22 protein-coding genes and 2 pseudogenes are annotated in these 18471 nt (G+C 67.2%); 10 read left to right on the forward strand and 14 right to left on the reverse strand.

What is annotated here, in order from left to right; translation table 11 throughout:
• Nucleotides 1-20 precede the first annotated feature (20 nt).
• Both ABID41_RS07920 and ABID41_RS07925 read right to left on the reverse strand, forming a co-directional pair.
• Nucleotides 21-245 (reverse strand): hypothetical protein, encoded by a 225-nt coding sequence (locus ABID41_RS07920; protein WP_354297390.1) that lies wholly within the window; start codon nucleotides 243-245, stop codon nucleotides 21-23.
• 128 nt (nucleotides 246-373) lie between these two features.
• Complete coding sequence (locus ABID41_RS07925) at nucleotides 374-601, reverse strand: helix-turn-helix domain-containing protein (RefSeq protein WP_354297391.1); 228 nt, start codon at nucleotides 599-601, stop codon at nucleotides 374-376.
• Between the two features lie 78 nt (nucleotides 602-679).
• Between ABID41_RS07925 and ABID41_RS07930 the strand changes: the two genes are divergently transcribed.
• Both ABID41_RS07930 and ABID41_RS07935 read left to right on the forward strand, forming a co-directional pair.
• Nucleotides 680-1204: a hypothetical protein gene (locus ABID41_RS07930; protein WP_354297392.1), complete on the forward strand. Its 525-nt coding sequence runs from the start codon at nucleotides 680-682 to the stop codon at nucleotides 1202-1204.
• Nucleotides 1205-1322: 118 nt separating this feature from the next.
• The gene (locus ABID41_RS07935; protein ID WP_354297731.1) at nucleotides 1323-1736 is read left to right on the forward strand and encodes a helix-turn-helix domain-containing protein; all 414 of its coding nucleotides are present in this window, start codon (nucleotides 1323-1325) and stop codon (nucleotides 1734-1736) included.
• A 45-nt stretch (nucleotides 1737-1781) separates the two neighbouring features.
• Here the strand turns inward: ABID41_RS07935 and ABID41_RS07940 are convergent, their stop codons facing one another.
• Nucleotides 1782-1928, reverse strand: coding sequence for a hypothetical protein (locus tag ABID41_RS07940; protein ID WP_354297393.1), 147 nt, complete (start codon nucleotides 1926-1928; stop codon nucleotides 1782-1784).
• A gap of 253 nt (nucleotides 1929-2181) precedes the next feature.
• On the reverse strand, nucleotides 2182-2643 hold the full coding sequence (locus tag ABID41_RS07945; RefSeq protein ID WP_354297394.1) for a hypothetical protein: 462 nt from the start codon (nucleotides 2641-2643) through the stop codon (nucleotides 2182-2184).
• A 61-nt stretch (nucleotides 2644-2704) separates the two neighbouring features.
• Between ABID41_RS07945 and ABID41_RS07950 the strand changes: the two are divergent.
• Nucleotides 2705-3325 (forward strand): annotated as a pseudogene (locus tag ABID41_RS07950) (ATP-binding protein); the annotation flags it as partial.
• A gap of 85 nt (nucleotides 3326-3410) precedes the next feature.
• On the forward strand, nucleotides 3411-3839 hold the full coding sequence (locus tag ABID41_RS07955) for a universal stress protein (RefSeq protein ID WP_331932382.1): 429 nt from the start codon (nucleotides 3411-3413) through the stop codon (nucleotides 3837-3839).
• On the opposite strand, the gene ABID41_RS07960 is transcribed toward ABID41_RS07955, so the two are convergent.
• From ABID41_RS07960 to ABID41_RS07975, 4 genes and pseudogenes are all read right to left on the reverse strand, one after another.
• Nucleotides 3817-4242: a hypothetical protein gene (locus tag ABID41_RS07960; RefSeq protein ID WP_331932381.1), complete on the reverse strand. Its 426-nt coding sequence runs from the start codon at nucleotides 4240-4242 to the stop codon at nucleotides 3817-3819. The two genes, ABID41_RS07955 and ABID41_RS07960, sit on opposite strands and share 23 nt — an antisense overlap.
• Before the next feature lie 68 nt (nucleotides 4243-4310).
• Complete coding sequence (locus tag ABID41_RS07965; RefSeq protein ID WP_331932380.1) at nucleotides 4311-4655, reverse strand: hypothetical protein; 345 nt, start codon at nucleotides 4653-4655, stop codon at nucleotides 4311-4313.
• Between the two features lie 190 nt (nucleotides 4656-4845).
• Nucleotides 4846-5250, reverse strand: coding sequence for a hypothetical protein (locus ABID41_RS07970; protein WP_331932379.1), 405 nt, complete (start codon nucleotides 5248-5250; stop codon nucleotides 4846-4848).
• Nucleotides 5251-5347: 97 nt separating this feature from the next.
• Nucleotides 5348-5536, reverse strand: a pseudogene (locus ABID41_RS07975) (response regulator transcription factor); the annotation flags it as partial.
• A gap of 158 nt (nucleotides 5537-5694) precedes the next feature.
• Between ABID41_RS07975 and ABID41_RS07980 the strand changes: the two are divergent.
• The 4 genes from ABID41_RS07980 (at nucleotide 5695) to ABID41_RS07995 (ending at nucleotide 10476) form a co-directional block, all read left to right on the forward strand.
• The gene (locus tag ABID41_RS07980; protein WP_354297395.1) at nucleotides 5695-6018 is read left to right on the forward strand and encodes a helix-turn-helix domain-containing protein; all 324 of its coding nucleotides are present in this window, start codon (nucleotides 5695-5697) and stop codon (nucleotides 6016-6018) included.
• A 69-nt stretch (nucleotides 6019-6087) separates the two neighbouring features.
• On the forward strand, nucleotides 6088-7590 hold the full coding sequence (locus ABID41_RS07985; protein ID WP_331932377.1) for a response regulator: 1503 nt from the start codon (nucleotides 6088-6090) through the stop codon (nucleotides 7588-7590).
• A 48-nt stretch (nucleotides 7591-7638) separates the two neighbouring features.
• Nucleotides 7639-9339 (forward strand): AmpG family muropeptide MFS transporter, encoded by a 1701-nt coding sequence (locus ABID41_RS07990; RefSeq protein WP_331932376.1) that lies wholly within the window; start codon nucleotides 7639-7641, stop codon nucleotides 9337-9339.
• 81 nt (nucleotides 9340-9420) lie between these two features.
• Nucleotides 9421-10476 carry a L,D-transpeptidase family protein gene (locus tag ABID41_RS07995; RefSeq protein ID WP_331932375.1) on the forward strand — a complete coding sequence of 352 codons (1056 nt, stop codon included), beginning with the start codon at nucleotides 9421-9423 and terminating at the stop codon, nucleotides 10474-10476.
• Nucleotides 10477-10537: 61 nt separating this feature from the next.
• Here ABID41_RS07995 and dnaA read toward each other — a convergent pair whose 3' ends face one another.
• The 6 genes from dnaA to mutM form a co-directional block, all read right to left on the reverse strand.
• On the reverse strand, nucleotides 10538-11974 hold the full coding sequence (dnaA, locus tag ABID41_RS08000; protein WP_331932374.1) for a chromosomal replication initiator protein DnaA: 1437 nt from the start codon (nucleotides 11972-11974) through the stop codon (nucleotides 10538-10540).
• Between the two features lie 401 nt (nucleotides 11975-12375).
• Nucleotides 12376-12645 carry a 30S ribosomal protein S20 gene (gene rpsT, locus ABID41_RS08005; RefSeq protein ID WP_331932373.1) on the reverse strand — a complete coding sequence of 90 codons (270 nt, stop codon included), beginning with the start codon at nucleotides 12643-12645 and terminating at the stop codon, nucleotides 12376-12378.
• 104 nt (nucleotides 12646-12749) lie between these two features.
• Complete coding sequence (locus ABID41_RS08010) at nucleotides 12750-13346, reverse strand: GDSL-type esterase/lipase family protein (RefSeq protein WP_331932372.1); 597 nt, start codon at nucleotides 13344-13346, stop codon at nucleotides 12750-12752.
• 3 nt (nucleotides 13347-13349) lie between these two features.
• Nucleotides 13350-14129 carry an enoyl-CoA hydratase gene (locus tag ABID41_RS08015; RefSeq protein WP_331932371.1) on the reverse strand — a complete coding sequence of 260 codons (780 nt, stop codon included), beginning with the start codon at nucleotides 14127-14129 and terminating at the stop codon, nucleotides 13350-13352.
• Nucleotides 14130-14268: 139 nt separating this feature from the next.
• Nucleotides 14269-15144 carry a TraB/GumN family protein gene (locus ABID41_RS08020; protein ID WP_354297396.1) on the reverse strand — a complete coding sequence of 292 codons (876 nt, stop codon included), beginning with the start codon at nucleotides 15142-15144 and terminating at the stop codon, nucleotides 14269-14271.
• 5 nt (nucleotides 15145-15149) lie between these two features.
• Nucleotides 15150-16013, reverse strand: a complete 864-nt coding sequence (gene mutM, locus ABID41_RS08025; protein ID WP_331932712.1) for a bifunctional DNA-formamidopyrimidine glycosylase/DNA-(apurinic or apyrimidinic site) lyase — start codon at nucleotides 16011-16013, stop codon at nucleotides 15150-15152.
• Nucleotides 16014-16094: 81 nt separating this feature from the next.
• On the opposite strand from mutM, the gene ABID41_RS08030 reads away from it, so the two are divergent.
• Both ABID41_RS08030 and ubiB read left to right on the forward strand, forming a co-directional pair.
• Nucleotides 16095-16853 (forward strand): class I SAM-dependent methyltransferase, encoded by a 759-nt coding sequence (locus tag ABID41_RS08030; protein ID WP_331932711.1) that lies wholly within the window; start codon nucleotides 16095-16097, stop codon nucleotides 16851-16853.
• 3 nt (nucleotides 16854-16856) lie between these two features.
• Nucleotides 16857-18365: a 2-polyprenylphenol 6-hydroxylase gene (gene ubiB, locus ABID41_RS08035; protein ID WP_354297397.1), complete on the forward strand. Its 1509-nt coding sequence runs from the start codon at nucleotides 16857-16859 to the stop codon at nucleotides 18363-18365.
• Nucleotides 18366-18471: the final 106 nt, after the last annotated feature.

Consider the following 18471-nt stretch of genomic DNA (forward strand, 5'->3'; position numbering starts at 1 on the left):
GTTGCGCAAAGCGGAGAGCGCTACACTCGCCGGACGACAGTATCGGTCGCCACGATCTTGTAGCGCTGCTCATCGATGTAGTTCACGAACGACGAGCCGTCCGAAAGTTCGAGCCGCTTAAGCCCTGCCACCCATCGGGTCGATCCGCTCACGGGGTTGAATGCTGTGAACTCCTGATAAGCGACGATTGTGTATCGTCGGCCATCCTCGTCCTGACATTCAAAACGCTCCAGTTCTCGCTCCACGAGTTTTCCAATCCTGCTGATCTGGGGGACGCCCGCGCGCGCTCGCGTTGGGCACGTTCGACTTATGTTCCGATTCGGCAGAACGGCGCTATGCGCAGCATTCCCTAGCCCAGGGCCAATCAGGCTGGTTACTGACGTGCCTGACGAAGGTCGCGGCGCAACAACTCCGCCGGCTCCATACCGAGAACTTCAGCCAGCTTGATCAGCGACCCCACGCTCGGGAAACTCTCGCCGCGCTCGATACGTCCTAGCTGGCGCATATCCAGGTCCACCTCTGCGGCGAGCTTTTCTTGGCTCAGCCCCCGCGCCTTTCGGGCACGTCGTAGGTTTTCGCCAATGATTGATTCCCACCGCATCGCCGCGAGTGGGCTAACGAAGTCGCAATGCGTTCTAGGACATCTAATGTCCTATTTTCTGGTTGGACGGGGTTAGCCATGACGAATGATTGGGCAGGAAAGATTCTCGGGTTCTTCGTCGGCATCGGACTGCTGATGATGGGGACGTTCTTCGTACTGGACCGCGCGGCGGCGATCTTGACGCCGAAGCAATACGCCGCCGCCAGGGCCGCCGAAGAGGCCGAGCAAGCAGCCGCTGAGGCACGGCAGGCCGAGGTCCAGCGAGTAGCGGACGCTGAGCAGGCCAAGCGAGATGAGGCCCAGCGCAAGGAAGAGGTCACCTACCTCGCGGCGTCGGAGTCATTCGAGAACTTCAAGATGACACTGCGTGATCCGCAGGCCGCCCGGTTTCGGGATGTTTGGGCGGTACGCGCCAAGGTGCGGGGCTTCGACATTGTCGCGGCTTGCGGGGTCGTCAACGCCCCGAACGCGCTCGGGGCCTATGTCGGCGACACGCCATTCATTGCTGCGGCGAGCTATATCTTCACGCCCGACCACCCGAGCTTTGCTGATCGCTTCCAGTCCATCTGCCTCGATGGCGAGAAGGTGTTGAAGCTGCACTAGGCCCACACAAATACTGACCGATTTTTCCGGAATTGAATTTGCTCCTGGATGTCGGATTTATCCGTCATCGGCGTCTTCTTCCGGGGGCGTTCTCGCTCCCTCGAAGGAGTTCGAATTGGTGAGACGAAGAAGAGAAGGTCCGGACCACGTCGACATTCTGGTCGGGCAACGAATTCGCGCACTCCGCCGCGAACTACGGCTGAGCCTTGAAGGGTTGGCCGCCGGTCTCGGGATAACGCATCAGCAGATGCAGAAGTACGAAACGGGCGGCAATCGGATCACGATCGGGATGCTCTATCAGATCGCAGTAGCGCTGCGCGTACCCGTGGAGAGCCTCTGGGACACCGTCCCGCCTGCGGACGAAATCGCGACGCTTGAGCCGCCCAAACGCTCGAATGTCACGTCCTTTCTCGCCTCGCCTGACGCTGGGAAGATGGCGATCGCCTACGCCAAGCTCCCGACGGCGGTCCAGCGCCGGCTCGCCGACCTCGCCGGCACACTAGCCGATCACGGCGACGGCCTGCCGGAGTAAAGAGAAAGGGCCGCCCAAAGGGGCGGCCCTCCCGCGCAGATCAAGCTATCGCAAGACCGCGCATTGCCAAAGATCGTCGTAACGATCCAGCATTTTGACCGCGCTTGGCAGGTCTTGTGCGGTGACGCAAACCCGGCAATACGGCAAGAAGTCGGTTTCGTCGAAGCGTAGTTCGAAGTAGAACTCTCTCACGGCGGACCTCCTTTCTTTGTTGGCCGAGCGACATTGCTCGACAGTTACGTTGTCTCATACCATGCTAAGCTCGCGCAATATTCACGATCGGTGTCGATCAACTCTCTCATCACGAAGGCCCGGTCCTCCCCGCGAGCAACTACCTGCCCGTCGCAGAGCCCCATGTAGCCCGTGTCATTCGCCCCGGTCGCCGGTGCGATGATGTAGACTCGGCCGCCTCGGGTGAAGCGGAGCGGAGTGCGCCTAGGAGAGTTCATCGCGCAACCTCCCAGCCTTGAAGATTCCCGACCGAAGGGACGTTCCGGACGAGCCCCTTCTTCTTCTGCACCCGCAGGCACGCGCACACGCGCTTGACCATGATCAGGGCCAGTTCCCGATCATCAGGGCTCAGACCGCGCTCGGTCATGAGCCGTATCGCGATGTCGCGAGATGTGACCGGTTCGCGGGCGTCTCGGAGAGTCTGGAAGACGATCCGCGTCACCTCGCCCTTGAAGGCCGCGTGGCGCGGCGGGACCGGCTTCGAGCGGATCGCGCCGATGTCGATCGACGGATTGAAGATGCGGATGGTCGCGTCGATGTGGTCGAGTTCGGCGATCAGGCGCCGAAGTTCGAGTTGATTGTGCTCGATCTGGCCGGCGACCTCAGCCCGCTTTCTGGTGAGGGCGTGCAGGACGTTCGGCTGATCGGCATCGAAGGGGATGATCTCGTTTGCCATGAGAAAAACATAACGAGAACAGCCTCTTAGTCACGGTGGAGCTAGGTGTGTTTGCTGCATAATGGCCGAGTTCTCGGCCCAGGCCCTGGACTCCCTGCGCCAGCCGCTGGAGACCGGCGAGGTGATCGTTGCCCGCGCCAACGCCCACGTCCGCTATCCGGCCCGCTTCCAGCTCATCGCCGCCCAGAACCCCTGCAAGTGCGGCCACGGCGGCATGGGGCGCGGCGCCTGCGGGCGCGCGCCCCGCTGCCAGACCGACTACCAGATGAAGGTGTCAGGTCCCTTCATGGACCGCATCGACCTGGTGGTCGATGTACCGGCCGTCACCGCGGCGGACCTCGCCCTGCCGGCTCCGGCCGAAGGCACGGCTGAGGCGGCCGCCCGAGTAGCCGCGGCCCGCGCCCTGCAGGCCGAGCGCGCAGGGCAAGAGGCCCCCTCGATCAACGCCCGAGCCGAAGGCGACTTCCTGGAGAAGATCGCCGACCTCGAGCCGGCGGCACGGGCGCTGCTGGCCAAGGCGGCCGAGGCGGGCGGCCTGACGGCCCGGGGCTGGAGCCGCGCCCTGCGCCTGGCCCGCACCATCGCCGACCTGGAGGGCTCGGGCCCGGTCCGACGTGTCCATGTCGCTGAGGCGCTTATCTATCGCCGGGCGGGGCAAAGCGCCGACTTCGCGCAAGCCTGACGGCCTTCGTGCTCGCCAGGACAGCCGGACTTGATGCAATCTGGCGCTGTCTGTCGCCCGTCGTCTAGCCAGAGAGGTTTTCGGCATGCCCGGCTTCACGCATATCCTCGTCACCGTCGATATCGAAGACCCGACCAACACCGAGCGTGAACTGAAGCGCGCCCGGGAGATCGCCGAGGCCTCGGGCGCGAGGATCACCCTGGTCAACGTCCGCACCCCGCGCTCGTCGCGCTACAACGCCTACCTGCCAAAGAGCTTCGACGCCGACGAGCAGGCTTTTCATGAAGGCGAACTCGCCAAATGGATCGGCAAGCTCGGGACCACCACCTGGCCGGTGTCCACTAAGGTGCGGGTCGGCGGGGTCGCCGGGGAGATCCTGGCCGAGGCCCGCGAAAGCGAGGCGGACCTGATCATCGTCGGCTCGCACCAGCCCAGCGCCATGTCCCGCCTGCTCGGCTCCAACGCCGAGCGGATCGTCCGCGAGGCCAGGGTCAGCGTGCTGGTCGCCCGTTGAATCGGGATTGCAGGTAGACGCCCACCGCCAGGCTGATCAGCACCAGGTAGCTCCACAGGATAAGGGCCGTGAGATAGGCCCAGGCCCGCACGCCCTTGTCGGCCATGATCGCCATGTGCGTGACCACGGCCAGCAATTGGAACGCGGCGGCCGGCATCACCCAGCCTCTGGTCGTCCGAACCACAAGGCCCAGGAGCAGGATCAGGAAGGCCACATCGACGGCCAGCACGCCCCATTGCGGATGCAGCCAGTCCTGTCGGTTCTGGACGGCGACCGTCAGGACCCAGGCCACGACATTGGCGCCCGCCACCAGCCGCTCGACACGGCCGCCCCGCCAGACGGCGTAGGCCGAGACGACGAACATGGCCACGGCCCAGATCCGCTCTGGAGTCGAGTTCAGCACGAAAAAGGGACCCTCTGATTCCAGAGGGTCCCGATACTGCGACTAATCCCTGCGGATGCAACCGCGCGTCAGCTCGCCAGAGCGCGCAGGGCGCGATTGGCGCTCGCGCTGGTCGGCGGCTTCTCCAGGCCGCCATACATGACGGCGCCCAGACCGATCTGGGTCTTGGCGACATCCAGCTCCTTGTGGGTTTCACAGATCGCCCGCCGCGCCTGGGCGAGCAGAGCGATCGCCTCGCTGGCCCGCTCGACGGCGTCCTGCCCGATCAGGGCCGAGAGACCCGCGTCGGCGCGCAGGCCGGGCATCACACCAGCGAGGCCCGCCGTCTTCGCCAGGGCGGCGTCGATGGCGGCTTCAGCTTCGAACAAACTCGCCGCGACTTGATCGGCGATCATACGACGTTGCTTGAGCATGAGGAGTTCTCCTGGCGCGCGGCCGAGCGCCGGCGCCTTCTAGGTGCGATCGCACCTTGGTGAACAGAGGCCTAAGCCCCCGTATTTATTTAGGATTAAATCAGGCTCTGGAGGGCGTGCAGGCCGGCCAGCAAAGCCCCGAACGCGAGCGCCGAGACGATGGCGATCAGGCCGACCAGCAACAGGCGGCCTAGAGGTCCGAGTCGTCCGGGGGCTGAAAACCCTCGTCCAGCAAGGCCCAGCTCGTGCAGAGGATTTCCCGCAAGACCATTTCCGGCGGCTTGAAGCGGGACATCTTCCTCAAAGCCGAAACCAGTTCGGTCGCCATATTCGCCTTGACCGGGTTGTCGGCCAGGTCCGCGAGCTGGCGTTCCAATTGGCTCCAGGTAAAGCCCGGAAGCATCGCGTCCGGCTGCGGGGGGGCGGGCCACCGGCTCTCGAAGGCCGCCACCTCGTCCCGGACCCGTATCGCCCGGCCGACCGCGACCCTGCTGTCCATCGTTTTCCGGTCGGGATGGAGATCCACCACCGACGCCCTGGCGTCCGCCAGTTCTCTCAACCAGTCGCCCATCAGCGCCTCCTTGCTGAGCTTCATCAGCCCATAGGACGGCGGCGTCGTCTGTCCTGATCGTGTCTTGTCCCGATACGATCGGGACAGGCGTCTCATGATCGGCCAGAGCGCGGGCGGCGGCGTAGCGGTCCGGAACGCCGAGCTTGCGGCGGGCCCGATCACAATAGGTGTCGACCGAGGCCTTCGACATCCCGAGCTCGCGGGCGATCTGCTTGGAACTCAGATGGCGATCGACCAAGCGCAGGCATTCGCGCTCCCGTGGGGTCAGAAGCTCGACCGGGTCCGCGACGCTGTCACTAGATGCGCGCATAGGACGAATACGTTAGCGACTCGCGTTAGCTGGCGTCTACTTGTTATGCTTAGCCAGTCTTCCTTAGTTGAAGAATATCGCAAGCGGATGATGGGGACAAAATGCCTCTAGATGACGCGATCGGGCCGGACCCCATAGACATTGCCATCGGCGCTCGAATGCGCCTGCGCCGGAAATCGCTCGGCATCAGCCAGAGCGTCCTCTCAGAACGAGTCGGCGTCTCCTTCCAGCAGATCCAGAAGTACGAGCGCGGCGCCAACCGCGTTTCCGGGTCGATGCTGGTCGCCATCGCCGCCGCCCTCGACACCTCGGTCGGCTGGCTGGTCGGCGAGGAAGGCGGGCTGGCGGACGCCGCCGACGACATCATCAGCGCCCTGGCGATCTCGGGCGCCACCGCCCTGCTGACCGCCTATGCGGCGATTCCCCACGCCTCTGCGCGCGCTGCGCTGGTGACCTTGGCCGAGGAAATGGCCGGACTCTAAAAGACCGCTCGGAGAACATCGGTCGAGATTTGACCCCCCGTTAAGCCCACCGGGCCTATAGGGCGCGCGATGACCAAGGTTCCGCACCGTCCCGCCACGCGGGTGAGCGCCGAGCAGCTCGCCTGGCTCAGTCATGAATTCCGCACACCGCTGAACGGCGTCCTGGGCATGGCGCGCCTGCTAGAAGGCACCAGTCTGACCCAGGAACAGCGGGCCTACGTCACCGCCCTGCGCGAATCCGGTGAGCATTTGCTGGGTTTGGTCAACGACGTCCTCGACTTCGCACGCCTGGGCGCCGACAAGATCGAACTGCACCCCGCCCCCGTCGAGGTCGAGGCCCTGCTGCGGTCCGTCTGCGAACTGCTGGCGCCCCGGGCCCAGGAAAAGGGGTTGGAGATCGCGTGGGCGGCGCCCGCAGGCATCGGCGTCATCGTCGCCGACGAGGGCCGCCTGCGGCAAATCCTACTGAACTTCGCCGGCAACGCCATCAAGTTCACCACCAAGGGCGGCGTCTTGGTCACGGCCTGCGAAAGCCAGGGACACCTCCGCTTCTGTGTCGAGGACAGTGGCCCCGGGGTCAGCGAGGCGGCCCGCGAGACCATCTTCGAGGCCTTCGGGCAGGCCGATCCGACCCGGGATATTCAACTGGGCGGGGCGGGCCTCGGCCTGGCCATCGCGCGCAAGCTCGCCCTGGCCATGGAGGGGGAGGTCGGGGTTGCGACATCCTCCTTCGGCGGGGCCGCCTTCTGGTTCGAAGCGCCGCTGCCTCACCAGCCGCAAAGACCCGACCGGTCGCTGGCGCGGCGCACCATCGCGGTCGTCTGCGCCAATCCGATCGTCACCGAGGCCGCCCGTCGTCAGGTCGAGGCGGCGGGCGGTCGCGCGGTGATCGCCGACGATCTCGTCGAGGCCCTTGCGGCCACGCGTCCCTCAGACGTGGTGCTGGTCGACCGCGACCTAGCGCCGGCCGCCGCCCCGGCCAAGCGCGCCCTGCTGGTCCTGCTGACTCCCGAAGAACGAGGCGAGATCGAAACCCTGCGGGCCGCCGGCTTCGCCGGCTACCTGATCAAGCCGCTGCGACGCGCGTCCCTGGCCGAACGGGTGCTCGCGGAGCGCACCGCGGCCCTGGCCAAGAACGCCGAGGACGAGCGCATAGCCCCGGCCGCCGCGCCCGGCGCCCGCATTCTCCTGGTCGAGGACAATCCGATCAACGCCCTTCTGGCCCGCACCCTGCTCACACGCGAGGGATGCCGCGTCGATCAGGCCGGCGGGGGCGAAGAGGCGATCGCCGCGCTCACGGTCGGCGAATACGATCTCATCCTGATGGACATGCGCATGCCCGGCATGTCCGGGCTGGAGGCGGCCCAGCGGGTCCGCGCCCTGGGGGTTCGCACCCCCATGGTCGCCCTGACCGCCAACGCCTTCGAGGAGGATCGTCACGCCTGCCTCGCCGCCGGCATGGACGACTTCCTGGTCAAGCCCCTGACCCCCGACGCCCTGCGCGCGGCCCTTGGCCGCTGGACGGCTGGCGGCGGCTGGACGGATGGGACGGAGCGCGCCAAGTTCGCCTGACGCGGGGCGTCCGCTTCGGCGGAACATGCTCAGGGGAACGCCGAACAAATGACGATCGAAAGCCAGGCCGCCAAAAAGCCCGGCACGCTTCAGGCCCTCGCGGTCTATCTGGAACGACGCTCCCTGGTGATGCTTGCGCTGGGCTTCGCCTCGGGCCTGCCCAACCTGCTGATCTTCGACACCCTCTCGGCCTGGCTGCGGGATGCGGGCCTGTCGCTGGAGGTGATCGCCTTCTTCGGCCTGGCCACTCTCGCCTATTCGCTCAAGTTCCTCTGGGCGCCGCTGGTCGACCGCGCGACCGTGCCGCTGGCCACCAAATGGCTCGGCCATCGGCGCTCCTGGATGCTGCTCTGCCAGGGGCTGATCCTAGCGGGTCTCTGGCTGATCGCCGGAACCGATCCGGCCCGCACCCTTGGCCTCATGGCCCTGTTCGCCGTCCTGGTCGGCTTCGTCTCGGCCACCCAGGACATCGTCATCGACGCTTGGCGTATCGAGGCGGCGGTGACCGAGAAGCAAGGCGCCATGGCTGCGGCCTACCAGTGGGGCTACCGCATCGCCATGATCCTGGCCGGAGTCCTGCCCCTCGCCCTTTCGGAGTACACCGGCTGGAACACCGCCTACGGCATCATGGCGATGCTCATGCTGGTCGGCATGCTCGGCGTCCTGGGCGCCCCGCGCGAGGCCAAGCACGAGATCCGCAAGATCGACACCGGTGACATCCCTGCCGCCCCCGGCCGCGACGCCTTCGAGTGGGCGATCCGGCTTATCCTCTTCGTGTTCGGCGCCCTGGTCCTGGGCTCGGGCCTGGCCGGCAACGCCGCCATCCTCTCGGCGGGCCTGGCGAGGCTGGGGCTGCCCGACGCCGCTGGGGCGATTGAAGCGCTCTGGGACGCCAAGCGCTGGGGCGCCTTCGCCCAGCTCGGAGGCGTGGCGATCGGAGCGCTCGTCATCTTCCTCGCCGCCCGCCCCGCCCCGGGCCTCCAAACCCGTCCCGGCCGCTATCTGGGTGTCGCTCTCGGCGCGCCGCTGGCCAACTTCTTCGAGCGGTATGGCCGCGCCGCCGGGCTGATCCTGGCGCTGATCTGCGTCTACCGACTCTCCGACTTCGTGCTCAACATCATGAACCCGTTCTATCTCGACATGGGGTTCACCAAGTTGCAGATCGCCGAGGTCCGGAAGGTGCTGGGCGCCGTGATGTCGGTGCTGGGTGTCGGTCTCGGCGGCTTCTGCATCGCCCGCTTCGGCCTGATCCGCTCGATGGTGGCCGGCGCCTTCGCAGGTCCAGTCTCCAATCTGGTCTTCGCCTGGCTGGCGACGCAGGGCCCGCAAATCTGGGCGCTGAGCGTCGCCATCGGAATCGACAATGTGGCCTCGGGCTTCGCCGGCACCTGCCTGATCGCGTACATGTCGAGCCTGACCGGCCAGGGCTTCACCGCCACTCAGTACGCGCTCTTCTCGTCGCTCTACGCGCTCCTGGGCAAGCTGGTCGCTTCGCAGTCCGGTCGCATCGTCGAGGGAGCCGCAGCCGCGGCCGACGCCGGCGGCTTGTTCTCAGGCCTGAAGACCCTCTTTACCAACCTGCCGCCAGCGACCTTCGCCAGCGCCATGGAGAAGTCGGGAGTAAGCGCCGCGGCCCTGGGCGCAGGCTATGTGACCTTCTTCTTCTACTCGGCCATACTTGGTGTAGTGGGGGTCATCCTGGCCTTCGCCGTCGCCCGTCTCGATCCGCAACCCAAGGACGTTCCCTGACGCCCGAAGGGGGAACCTCCCTCCCACCAAGCGCTTGAATCTCCGGGCCGCATCGGAGCCCTGCAGAGATCGAGACCCATTATGATCCGTCCGGTCGGACTGTGCCTGGCCGGCTTTCTGGCGGCCTGTTCCCCGGAAAACGCCCCGGCCTCCTCAACCCCGCCAGCCGCCGACGACATCATCAGCGCCCCAGCGCTGCCGCCGGCCTCCGAAGCGCCTGTGGCCCAAGCAGTCCAGGCCGCGCGCCTCGACCAGATGGCCCTGGATCCCGAAGCCGCGCGCGGCGTCTTGATCCGCGCCCAGGTGTTGCTTGACCGCGCCCACTTCTCGCCAGGAGTGATCGACGGCGCGCCCAGCGAGGCCATGGGCCTGGCCCTCACCGCCTTCCAGCAGGCCCGCGGCCTGCCCGTGACCAGCGCCCTCGACCCGGCTACCTGGGACGCCCTCACCCGCAACGACGAACAGCCGGTGCTGGCCGACTATGTGATCACCGAGGCGGACGTGCAGGGTCCGTTCGTCAAATCCATTCCCAGGTCTACCGCCCAGATGGCGAAGCTGCGCGCCCTCTCCTATTCCGGCCCGCTGGAGGCCCTGGCCGAGAAGTTCCACATGGACGAGGCCCTGCTGCAGGCGCTTAACCCCGGCGTCGACGTCTCACGCCCGGGCCAGAGCATCGTCGTCGCCCGCGTGACCCAGACCCCACTGCCCGTGGAGGTGACACGCGTCGAGGTCGACAAGAGCCAGGGACAGGTTCGCGCTTTCGACGCCCAGGGCGGGATCGTCGCGGTCTATCCGGCGACCGTCGGCTCGGCCGACAACCCCGCCCCCACCGGCGACTGGGCGGTGCGGGCGGTCGCCGAGAACCCGACCTGGAACTACGACCCCGCACGCCTCAGCTTCGGCGAGGGCGGGACGAAGAAGGTCGTCGCCCCCGGTCCGAACAATCCCGTCGGCGTCGTCTGGATCGCCCTGACCAAGGACACTTACGGCATCCACGGCTCGCCCGAACCCAAGCTCATCGGCAAGACGGCCAGCCACGGCTGCGTGCGGTTGACCAACTGGGACGCCACCCAGCTCGGCCGTGCGGTCAGGGCGGGGACCATCGTCACCTTTGTTGGCGACGAGGCGGCAGGTTGACGCGAAAAGGCCCGCCGCGAAGGCGGGCCTTTTCCAGGACCGGCGATCTTCGCCCCGGCTCCTACCCCCTCAATTTCCGCAGCAGCACGTCCAGATCGCGGGCGATCATCGGATCTTCGCCCTTCAGGGCTTCGATCCGGCGCACCGCATGCAGCACCGTCGTGTGGTCGCGCCCACCGAACCGGCGGCCGATATCGGGCAGGGAACGGGTGGTGATCTGCTTGGCGAGCCACATGGCCACCTGGCGCGGACGCGCCACGACGCGGGCCCGGCGCTCGGAGATCAGGTCCGCCTGCTTGAGCTGGTAGTGTTCGGCCACGGCCTTCTGAATCTGATCGACCGTCACCCGGCGTTCGTTGCAGGCCAGGTTCGGCCGCAGGATGGCCTGCGCCTCGTCCAGGCTCAGGCGGGAAATCTCGCCGCCGACCCGCGCGACCAGCGTGTTCAGCGCCCCTTCCAGTTCACGGACGCTGTCGGTGAAGCGGTCGGCCAGGAACTGCAGCACGTCACTGCGGGCGGACGGCACGAACCTGCCCTGGGCGGCGAGGGTCGCCAGCTTCCGCTCCAGGATACCCAGGCGCAACGTGCGGTCGGCCGGCTCGATGCCGCAGACCAAGCCCGCCTGCAGGTGCGAGCGCAGACGGGGCTCCATCTCGGAAAGCTCCGAGGGCGAGCGGTCCGCCGTCATCACCACGCGGCGACCGTCTTCGACCAGCGCCAGCAGCGTGTGGAACAGCTCTTCCTGGGTCGAGGACTTGCCGGCGACGAACTGCACGTCGTCGATCAGCAACAGGTCGGCGTTGCGCAGCTCTTCCTTGAAGGCCGCGGTCTGGCGATCCTGCACCGCCTTCACGAAGGTCGAGGTGAAGCGCTCGGCGGTAATGTAGACGACCCGTTTGTCCGGAGCCGACTGCATGGCTTCCCAGCCCAGCGCGTTCAGCAGGTGGGTCTTCCCGAAGCCATAGGGGCCATGGAAGATCACCGGGTTGAAATGACCGTCGGACCAAGCCGCCACCCGGCGCGCCACGGCGAAGGCGAACTCGTTGGCCGGGCCCGACACGAAGGTGTCGAAGGAGAAACGGTCCTGCAGGCCCTGCTGGCGGCCCGCGCGCGCCGCCGCCGAAGGCGCGGCGCTGGCGACCGGAACCTCGACCTCGATGACCTCAGGCTTGAGCACCACCGGCGCGGCCGGCGCGGCCGCGGTCAGGGAATCGAACTCCATCCGCGACTTCAGGTCGAGGTTGCGGCCCATGGGGTCGTTCATCGCCCAGAGTTCGCCGATACGGCGCCAGGCATGGCGGCGGATCCAGTCGCGCGCGACCCCGGTCGCCGCGACCAGGCAAAGCTCGTTTCCGCGCTCTCGCAACGCCGCCTGGCCCAGCCAGGAGCCGAAGGTGGCCTCGCCCAGTTCACGCTTCAGCGCAGCGCAGGTCGTCGACCAGATGGCCGCCGCTTGCGTCTCGGAAACAGGACTAGCAATGCCCCCGGCAGCCATCATCACAACCTCTCTTTCGATCATCCGAAGCGCCCCCGCAGCGGATAACTTTGTTCAACAAACACAAAGCCTTATCCGGCGAGCGCACAGCCCCCGCCGCCGCCTTTTATCATCCGAGATCAGATGGAAGGACGTCTTGAGACTTGTCACCCTAGTCAGGGCGGTTAGGGGGTCAACGGTGATTCTTCGCCGTGCCGTTTGATATTTTCGTTGACTCAAACCCAGCCCTCACAGGGCAAGGGAAATTGGCAGATCGACGTTCAGTTAACGGAATACGTACGACGCTTCCGTGCACGGAGTTGGTTGCAAAACGAAACACCCGCGGGTCGTTCAACCCGCGGGTGCGTCAGAATCCGTATTTCGGTTTGGGATTGGCGGCCAAGCTCAGGCTTGGCCCATCAACCTCAGGCCGCGGCCATCTTCTTGAGCTGGGCGGCCAGACGCGAAACCTTGCGCGAACCGGTGTTCTTGTGAACCACGCCCTTGGTCACGGCGCGCATCAGCTCCGATTGGGCTTCCACGAAGGCGGCCTTGGCGACGGTGGCGTCACCCGAAGCGACCGCTTCTTCGAACTTGCGCAGGTAGGTGCGCACGCGCGAACGGCGGGCTTTGTTGACTTCGGTACGACGGGCGATCTTACGGACCGCCTTCTTGGCGCCAGGCGTGTTGGCCATGTGTCAGCTCTCAATACGGATCGCGCCCGGACGATGCCCGGGCGGGCAAATTGGAGGCGCGGATATACGCAAGTCGGCGGGCGGGGTCAATGCGCCTGATGGGTTTAAGTCGAAGAGTCTTCACCAGCCAGCGTGAACGAACGCCAGGCCGGATGGGCGCTCACCAGATCGGCCATCCGCTGATAGCCGCCCGCGCCTGGATGGGCTCCATCCCACGCGATAGCTTCGGCCCGCCACAGGCCATCGGCCATCAACGGCTGGAAGACGTCGATGAAGGGGACCTTCAGGCGGCTGGCCAGCATCTTGAGATTTTCGTTCAGGCCCTCAAGCCGGGCGCTGACCCCGGGGTCGGCCATGGGCGGCGGCCCGACCAGCAGCACCGGGCAAAGCACCGCCGCCGCGCTCAGCATCGCCTGCGCGTTTTTCAGGCTCTCGGCCTGACCGAGCCGCGGCGCGCCGCCCACCGGATGGCAGTCATTGGCCCCGAACGAAAAGACGATGCGCATCGGCTCATCATCGGCCATCCGCGGTAGGGCCTCGGCCCGCCAGCGGGTCGCGATGTCCGCAGAGGTCTCGCGCCGGACACCCATGTTGTAGAGCGTAATCGCACGCCGCCCGGCGACCGCCCGGCCGACCCAGCCCAGATGGTCAGGATCCCCTGCACCGGCGACCAGGGAGTCGCCGAAGGCTATCAGCCGCACCCCTCAGGAGCCCTTGAAGGCCGGCTTGCGCTTCTCGATGAAGGCGGCCATGCCCTCCTTCTGGTCGTCGAAGGCGAACAGCGAGTGGAACATCCGCCGCTCCATGGCCACGCCAGTGGCCAGGGTGGTCTCGTAGGCCGCCTCGACCAGTTCCTTGTTCATCATCACCGCCAGAGGGGACTGGCCGGCGATCTTCGCTGCCGCAGCCATGGCCTCGCCGATGAGCTGGTCGGCCGGAACCACCCGGGAGACGAGGCCCGCGCGCTCGGCCTCGGCCGCATCCATCATCCGCCCGGTAAGGATCATCTCCATCGCCTTGGACTTGCCGACGAAGCGGGTCAGGCGCTGGGTGCCGCCGATGCCCGGGGTCACGCCCAGATTGATCTCCGGCTGGCCGAATTTGGCCGTCTCGGCGGCGATAATGAAGTCACACAGCATGGCCAGCTCGCAGCCGCCCCCCAGGGCGTAACCGGCCACCGCCGCGATGATTGGCTTGCGGAACTGCTCGATTCGCCGGGCGCTGGCGCCGAAGAAGTCCTCGGCGAACATCTGGGCGTAGGTCTTGGTCGACATCTCCTTGATGTCGGCGCCGGCCGCGAAGGCCCGCTCCGACCCGGTGATGACCACACAGCGCACCGCCTCGTCGACCTCGGCCGCGTCCAGCGCGCCGGAGAGCTCGCCGAGGAGCTGGCTGTTCAGTGCGTTGAGAGCCTCGGGCCGATTGAGCCGGATCAGGCTGACACCATCGCGGGTTTCGACGATCAGGGTCTCGTAGCTCATCATGGCGCTCCTGGAGCGCGTTCCGCAAAGCTGGACTCCGGCTTTGCAGCCCGAACGCACTCAAGCTTTTGAATCTAAATTCCGATTCAACGATCGGACGATTCCGCCTGATCGCATCGGGCTCTACTGCATGCGTCTTGGCTTAAGGCCCCTCCACCGAATAGCCAAGGGCGCGAAGTTGGCCCGGCACCCCTTCGCGCCCGATCAGGTGCCCCACCCCGACCACGACCACCGTGCGCCCCGAACCATCCAGCCGCGCCCGCAGCGCCTTGACCCAGGCCGCGTTGCGTTCGGTGACCAGGCGCGCATAGAGCCCCGGCGCGGCCTCACGCAGCGGCTCGAGGGCGTCCTCCTCCAGAGCCCGGGTATCGCCGGCCATCCAGTGCGCCACCAGCTTGTCGTAGGAATTGGGATCGGCCTGCAGCTCGCTCAGGGACTCCTCCAGCGAGGCGACCTGCTCGGCCAGAGGCGCGGCGTCGAAGATGGTGATCTGCTGTTCCGGACTCTCGAAAGCCCGGCGCTTGGCCGAGGCGGGGGCCGAGGCCGAGACCTGCTTTTCCACGCCCGAGCTGGCGTCCGCGCCGGCCTTCAGGAACTGAGCCCCGGCCAGGACGATCTCCGCGAACCACGGTTCGAACCGGTCGATCATCGGCAGCGCGACCCCCAGGTCGGCGCTCACCACCTCAAGCCGCGCCCGGCCCTCCGGCGAGAGCAGGCCCGACAAGGTCTGGCCCTCGGGCAGCATGCCGCGCGTGGCCGCAAGCTCTCCCACCCGCGCCTCGGACGCCGCGTCGATAGGCAGCTCAAACCAGAGGTCGTCAGCCTTGGCGAGGGCGGCGTCCAGTTCGGCCGGCCGCCAGTCCAGGCCTGGTGGCAACACGTGCATCGAGCCGAACAGCACGATTTCGGAATCGGCGTCCCGGACCACCCACATCGGCGGGCGCGCCTGCGCCTCGGTCGCCGCGCAGCCGGCCAGCCACAGCCCCGCCAGGGCGCCGAGCGCTCGCTTGAACATCATGGAACTCACTTCTGGCAGACGGGACAAAAGAAGGTCGAGCGCCCGGCCTGGACCTGTCGTTCGATCACGCCCTCGCAGCCGGGATTGGGGCAGGGCTCGCCTTCGCGGTCATAGACGCGGAAGCTGTGCTGGAAATAGCCGAGCGCGCCGTCGGCCTGCGCATAGTCTTTCAGGCTGGAGCCGCCGGCCTCGATCGCCTCGGCCAGCACCTCGCGCACATTGGTGACCAGTGGCCCCAACTGCGCGGTCTTCAGGCCGCCCGCGGGCTTGAACGGCGAGATCTTCGAGCGGTGCAGCGCCTCGCAGACATAGATGTTGCCGAGCCCGGCCACGACCCGCTGATCCAGCAGCAGCGTCTTGGGCCCCTGCTTGCGTCCGGCGAAGGCTTCGGCCAGCCGCCCAGCGTCGAACGCCTCGGACAGCGGCTCGGGGCCAAGGGCGGCGAACCAGGGATGCCGCGCTAGCGCCGTCGTTTCGATCAGGTCCATGTAGCCGAACCGTCGCGGGTCATAATAGGTCACCCGCCCGCCGGCCTCGGTCTCGAACACCACGTGCGCGTGCTTGGGATCAGGGTCGGGAGCATAATGGAACTCGCCAGGCCGCTCCGCCCCCTCCGGCCGGGCGATCTCGAACCGGCCGCTCATGCCCAGGTGCATGACCAGGGTGTCGCCGCGGTCGAGCTGGGCCATCAGGTATTTGGCCCGCCGCTCCAGCTTCTCGATCCGCGCCCCGGTCAGCCGCTGGACGAAGCCGTCGGGAAAAGGAAAGCGCAGATCGGGTCGCCGCGCCTCGACGCGGGAAAGGCGCGCGCCCTCCAGGACAGGCTGCAGGCCGCGCCGGACCGTTTCGACCTCGGGAAGCTCAGGCATGGGGTTGAAGTGGCATGTCGAGGCCTGATCGGCAACCGGGCCGCTGGCGCGACCGTCCCTTGCGAGCTAAGACCGCACCCCATGACCGGACCTTCCGCCACCTTCGGCTTTCGTGACGTCGACCCTTCCGAAAAGCCCCGCCTCGTGCGCGGCGTCTTCGACCGGGTCGCCAGTCGCTACGACCTGATGAACGACCTGATGAGCGGTGGCGTCCACCGACTCTGGAAGGATGCGGTCGCCGCGCGGCTCAATCCTCAGCCCGGTGAGACCATCATCGACTGCGCCGGCGGCACGGGCGACATGGCCCGCCGCTTCGCCAAGATGGCCCGCCGCGTACAGGAGCGCCGCGGAGGCGAGGACGCCCAGGTCATGATCATCGACTACAACGCCGAAATGATCGCAGCCGGCCGCGCCAAGGGCGGTGAGCCGGAGATCACCTGGAGCGTCGGCGACGCCCAGCGCCTGCCGCTTCCGGACGCCTGCGCCGACGCCTATGTCATCTCCTTCGGCATCCGCAACGTCACCGACATCTCGGCGGCGCTACGCGAGGCCCGCCGCGTACTGAGGCCCGGAGGCCGCTTCCTCTGCCTGGAGTTCTCGCACCCGGCCACCGAGGCGCTGCGCAAGGCCTATGACGCCTATTCCTTCAGGGTCATCCCGCAGATCGGCGAATGGGTCGTGAAGGACCGCGACAGCTACCAGTACCTGGTGGAGAGCATCCGACGCTTCCCCGATCAGCGCACCTTCGTCGACATGATCGTCAAGGCCGGTTTCGGCCGCGCCGGCTACACCAACTTCACCGGCGGCGTCGCGGCCCTGCACCACGGCTGGGCGGTCTGATCGATGAGCAGTCTGGCGGCGTTCGGACGGCTGGCGGCCGCGGCCTGGTCGCTGGCGCGCAACGACGCCCTGCTTCCGCGCGAGCTGGACGACCTCTATCCGCCCAGCGTCAAGGCGCTCTCCCAATCCCTGCGCGCCTTCGCCGGCCCCGAGTCCCGTTCGGGACGCCCGGGCGAGCGCCTAGCGCGCTCCTTTGAGAAACTCGGCCCGGTCGCCATCAAGCTCGGCCAGCTCCTTTCCACCCGCGCCGATATCTTCGGCGCGCCCTTTGCCGAGGACCTCTCGCGGCTGAAGGACAAGCTGCCCCCGTTCCCGACCGAGGAGGCCCGCCGCGAGGTGGAGTTGGCCCTAGGCCGCCCGATCGCGGACGTCTTCTCCAGCTTCGGCGAGCCGGTCGCCGCCGCGTCCCTGGCCCAGGCGCACGAGGCGGTCCTGCTCGACGGGCGCAAGGTGGCGGTGAAGGTTCTACGCCCCGGCGTCGAACACCGGGTCGCCCAGGACGCCGAGGCTCTGACCCTTGCCGCTCGGCTGGTGGAGCGCTGGTCCGTTCCCGCCCGCCGCCTGGAGCCCCGCGCCCTGGCCGCCACCGTCGTCCGCGCCACCGAGCTCGAGCTCGACCTGCGCCTCGAAGCGGCCGGCGGCGACGAGCTCGCCGAGATCATGGCCAAGGATGGCTATATGGCCGCCCCCAAGGTCATCTGGGACGGCGTCGGCAAGAAGGTCCTCACCCAGGAATGGGCCAAGGGCGCGCCGCTTTCCGATCCAGCCACCCTCGACCTGCCGGGCCTCGACCGTAAGGCGCTGGCCGACAAGCTGATCCGCGCATTCCTCGCCCAGGCCCTGGACCACGGCGTCTTCCACGCCGACCTTCACGAGGGCAACCTCTTCGTCGCCGCCCCTGCGGAGATCACCGCCGTCGACTTCGGCATCGTCGGGCGCCTGACCCGCGCCGAGCGCCGCTACCTGGCCGAGATCCTCTGGGGCTTCCTCGAACGCGACTACGAGAAGATCGCCCAGACCCACTTCGAGGCCGGCTATGTCCCGCGCACCCACTCGGTCTCGGCCTTCGCCCAGGCCCTGCGCGCGGTGGGCGAGCCGCTGTTCGGCCGCACCGCCAAGGACGTCTCCATGGGCCGGGTCCTGACCCAGCTCTTCGAGATCACCGCCCTCTTCGACATGCGCCTGCAGCCCCAGCTCGTCCTGCTGCAGAAGACCATGATGACGGTGGAAGGCGTCGCCCGCCGCCTGGATCCCGACCACGACATCTGGAAAGCCGCCGATCCGGTCGTTCGGCGCTGGATGTTGCGCGAGCTCGGCCCCGCCGCCCGCGCCAGGCGCTTCGCCGAAGAGGGCCTGGACGCTCTGCGCGCCATCGCCCGTTTGATCGAGAACCCGCCCCAGCCTACCGCTGTGGCCGTCACGCACGAGCCGGAACCGGCCAGGCTCACTTGGTTCGCCATAGGCGCCGCCGTCGCCGGCGCGGCCTTCTTCCTGGCCGCCTGGCTATTCTGACCCTTGCACCGCTGACGGGCATGCATCTGCACGCCGCAGGCCGTTCATTTGGAGTAAGGCCCCCGGCGCCCTATATTGTCGCTCTTCCTGACAGCGAGTTGCGACC

The organism is Phenylobacterium koreense (assembly GCF_040545335.1).
Classification (GTDB): Bacteria; Pseudomonadota; Alphaproteobacteria; order Caulobacterales; family Caulobacteraceae; genus Phenylobacterium; species Phenylobacterium koreense.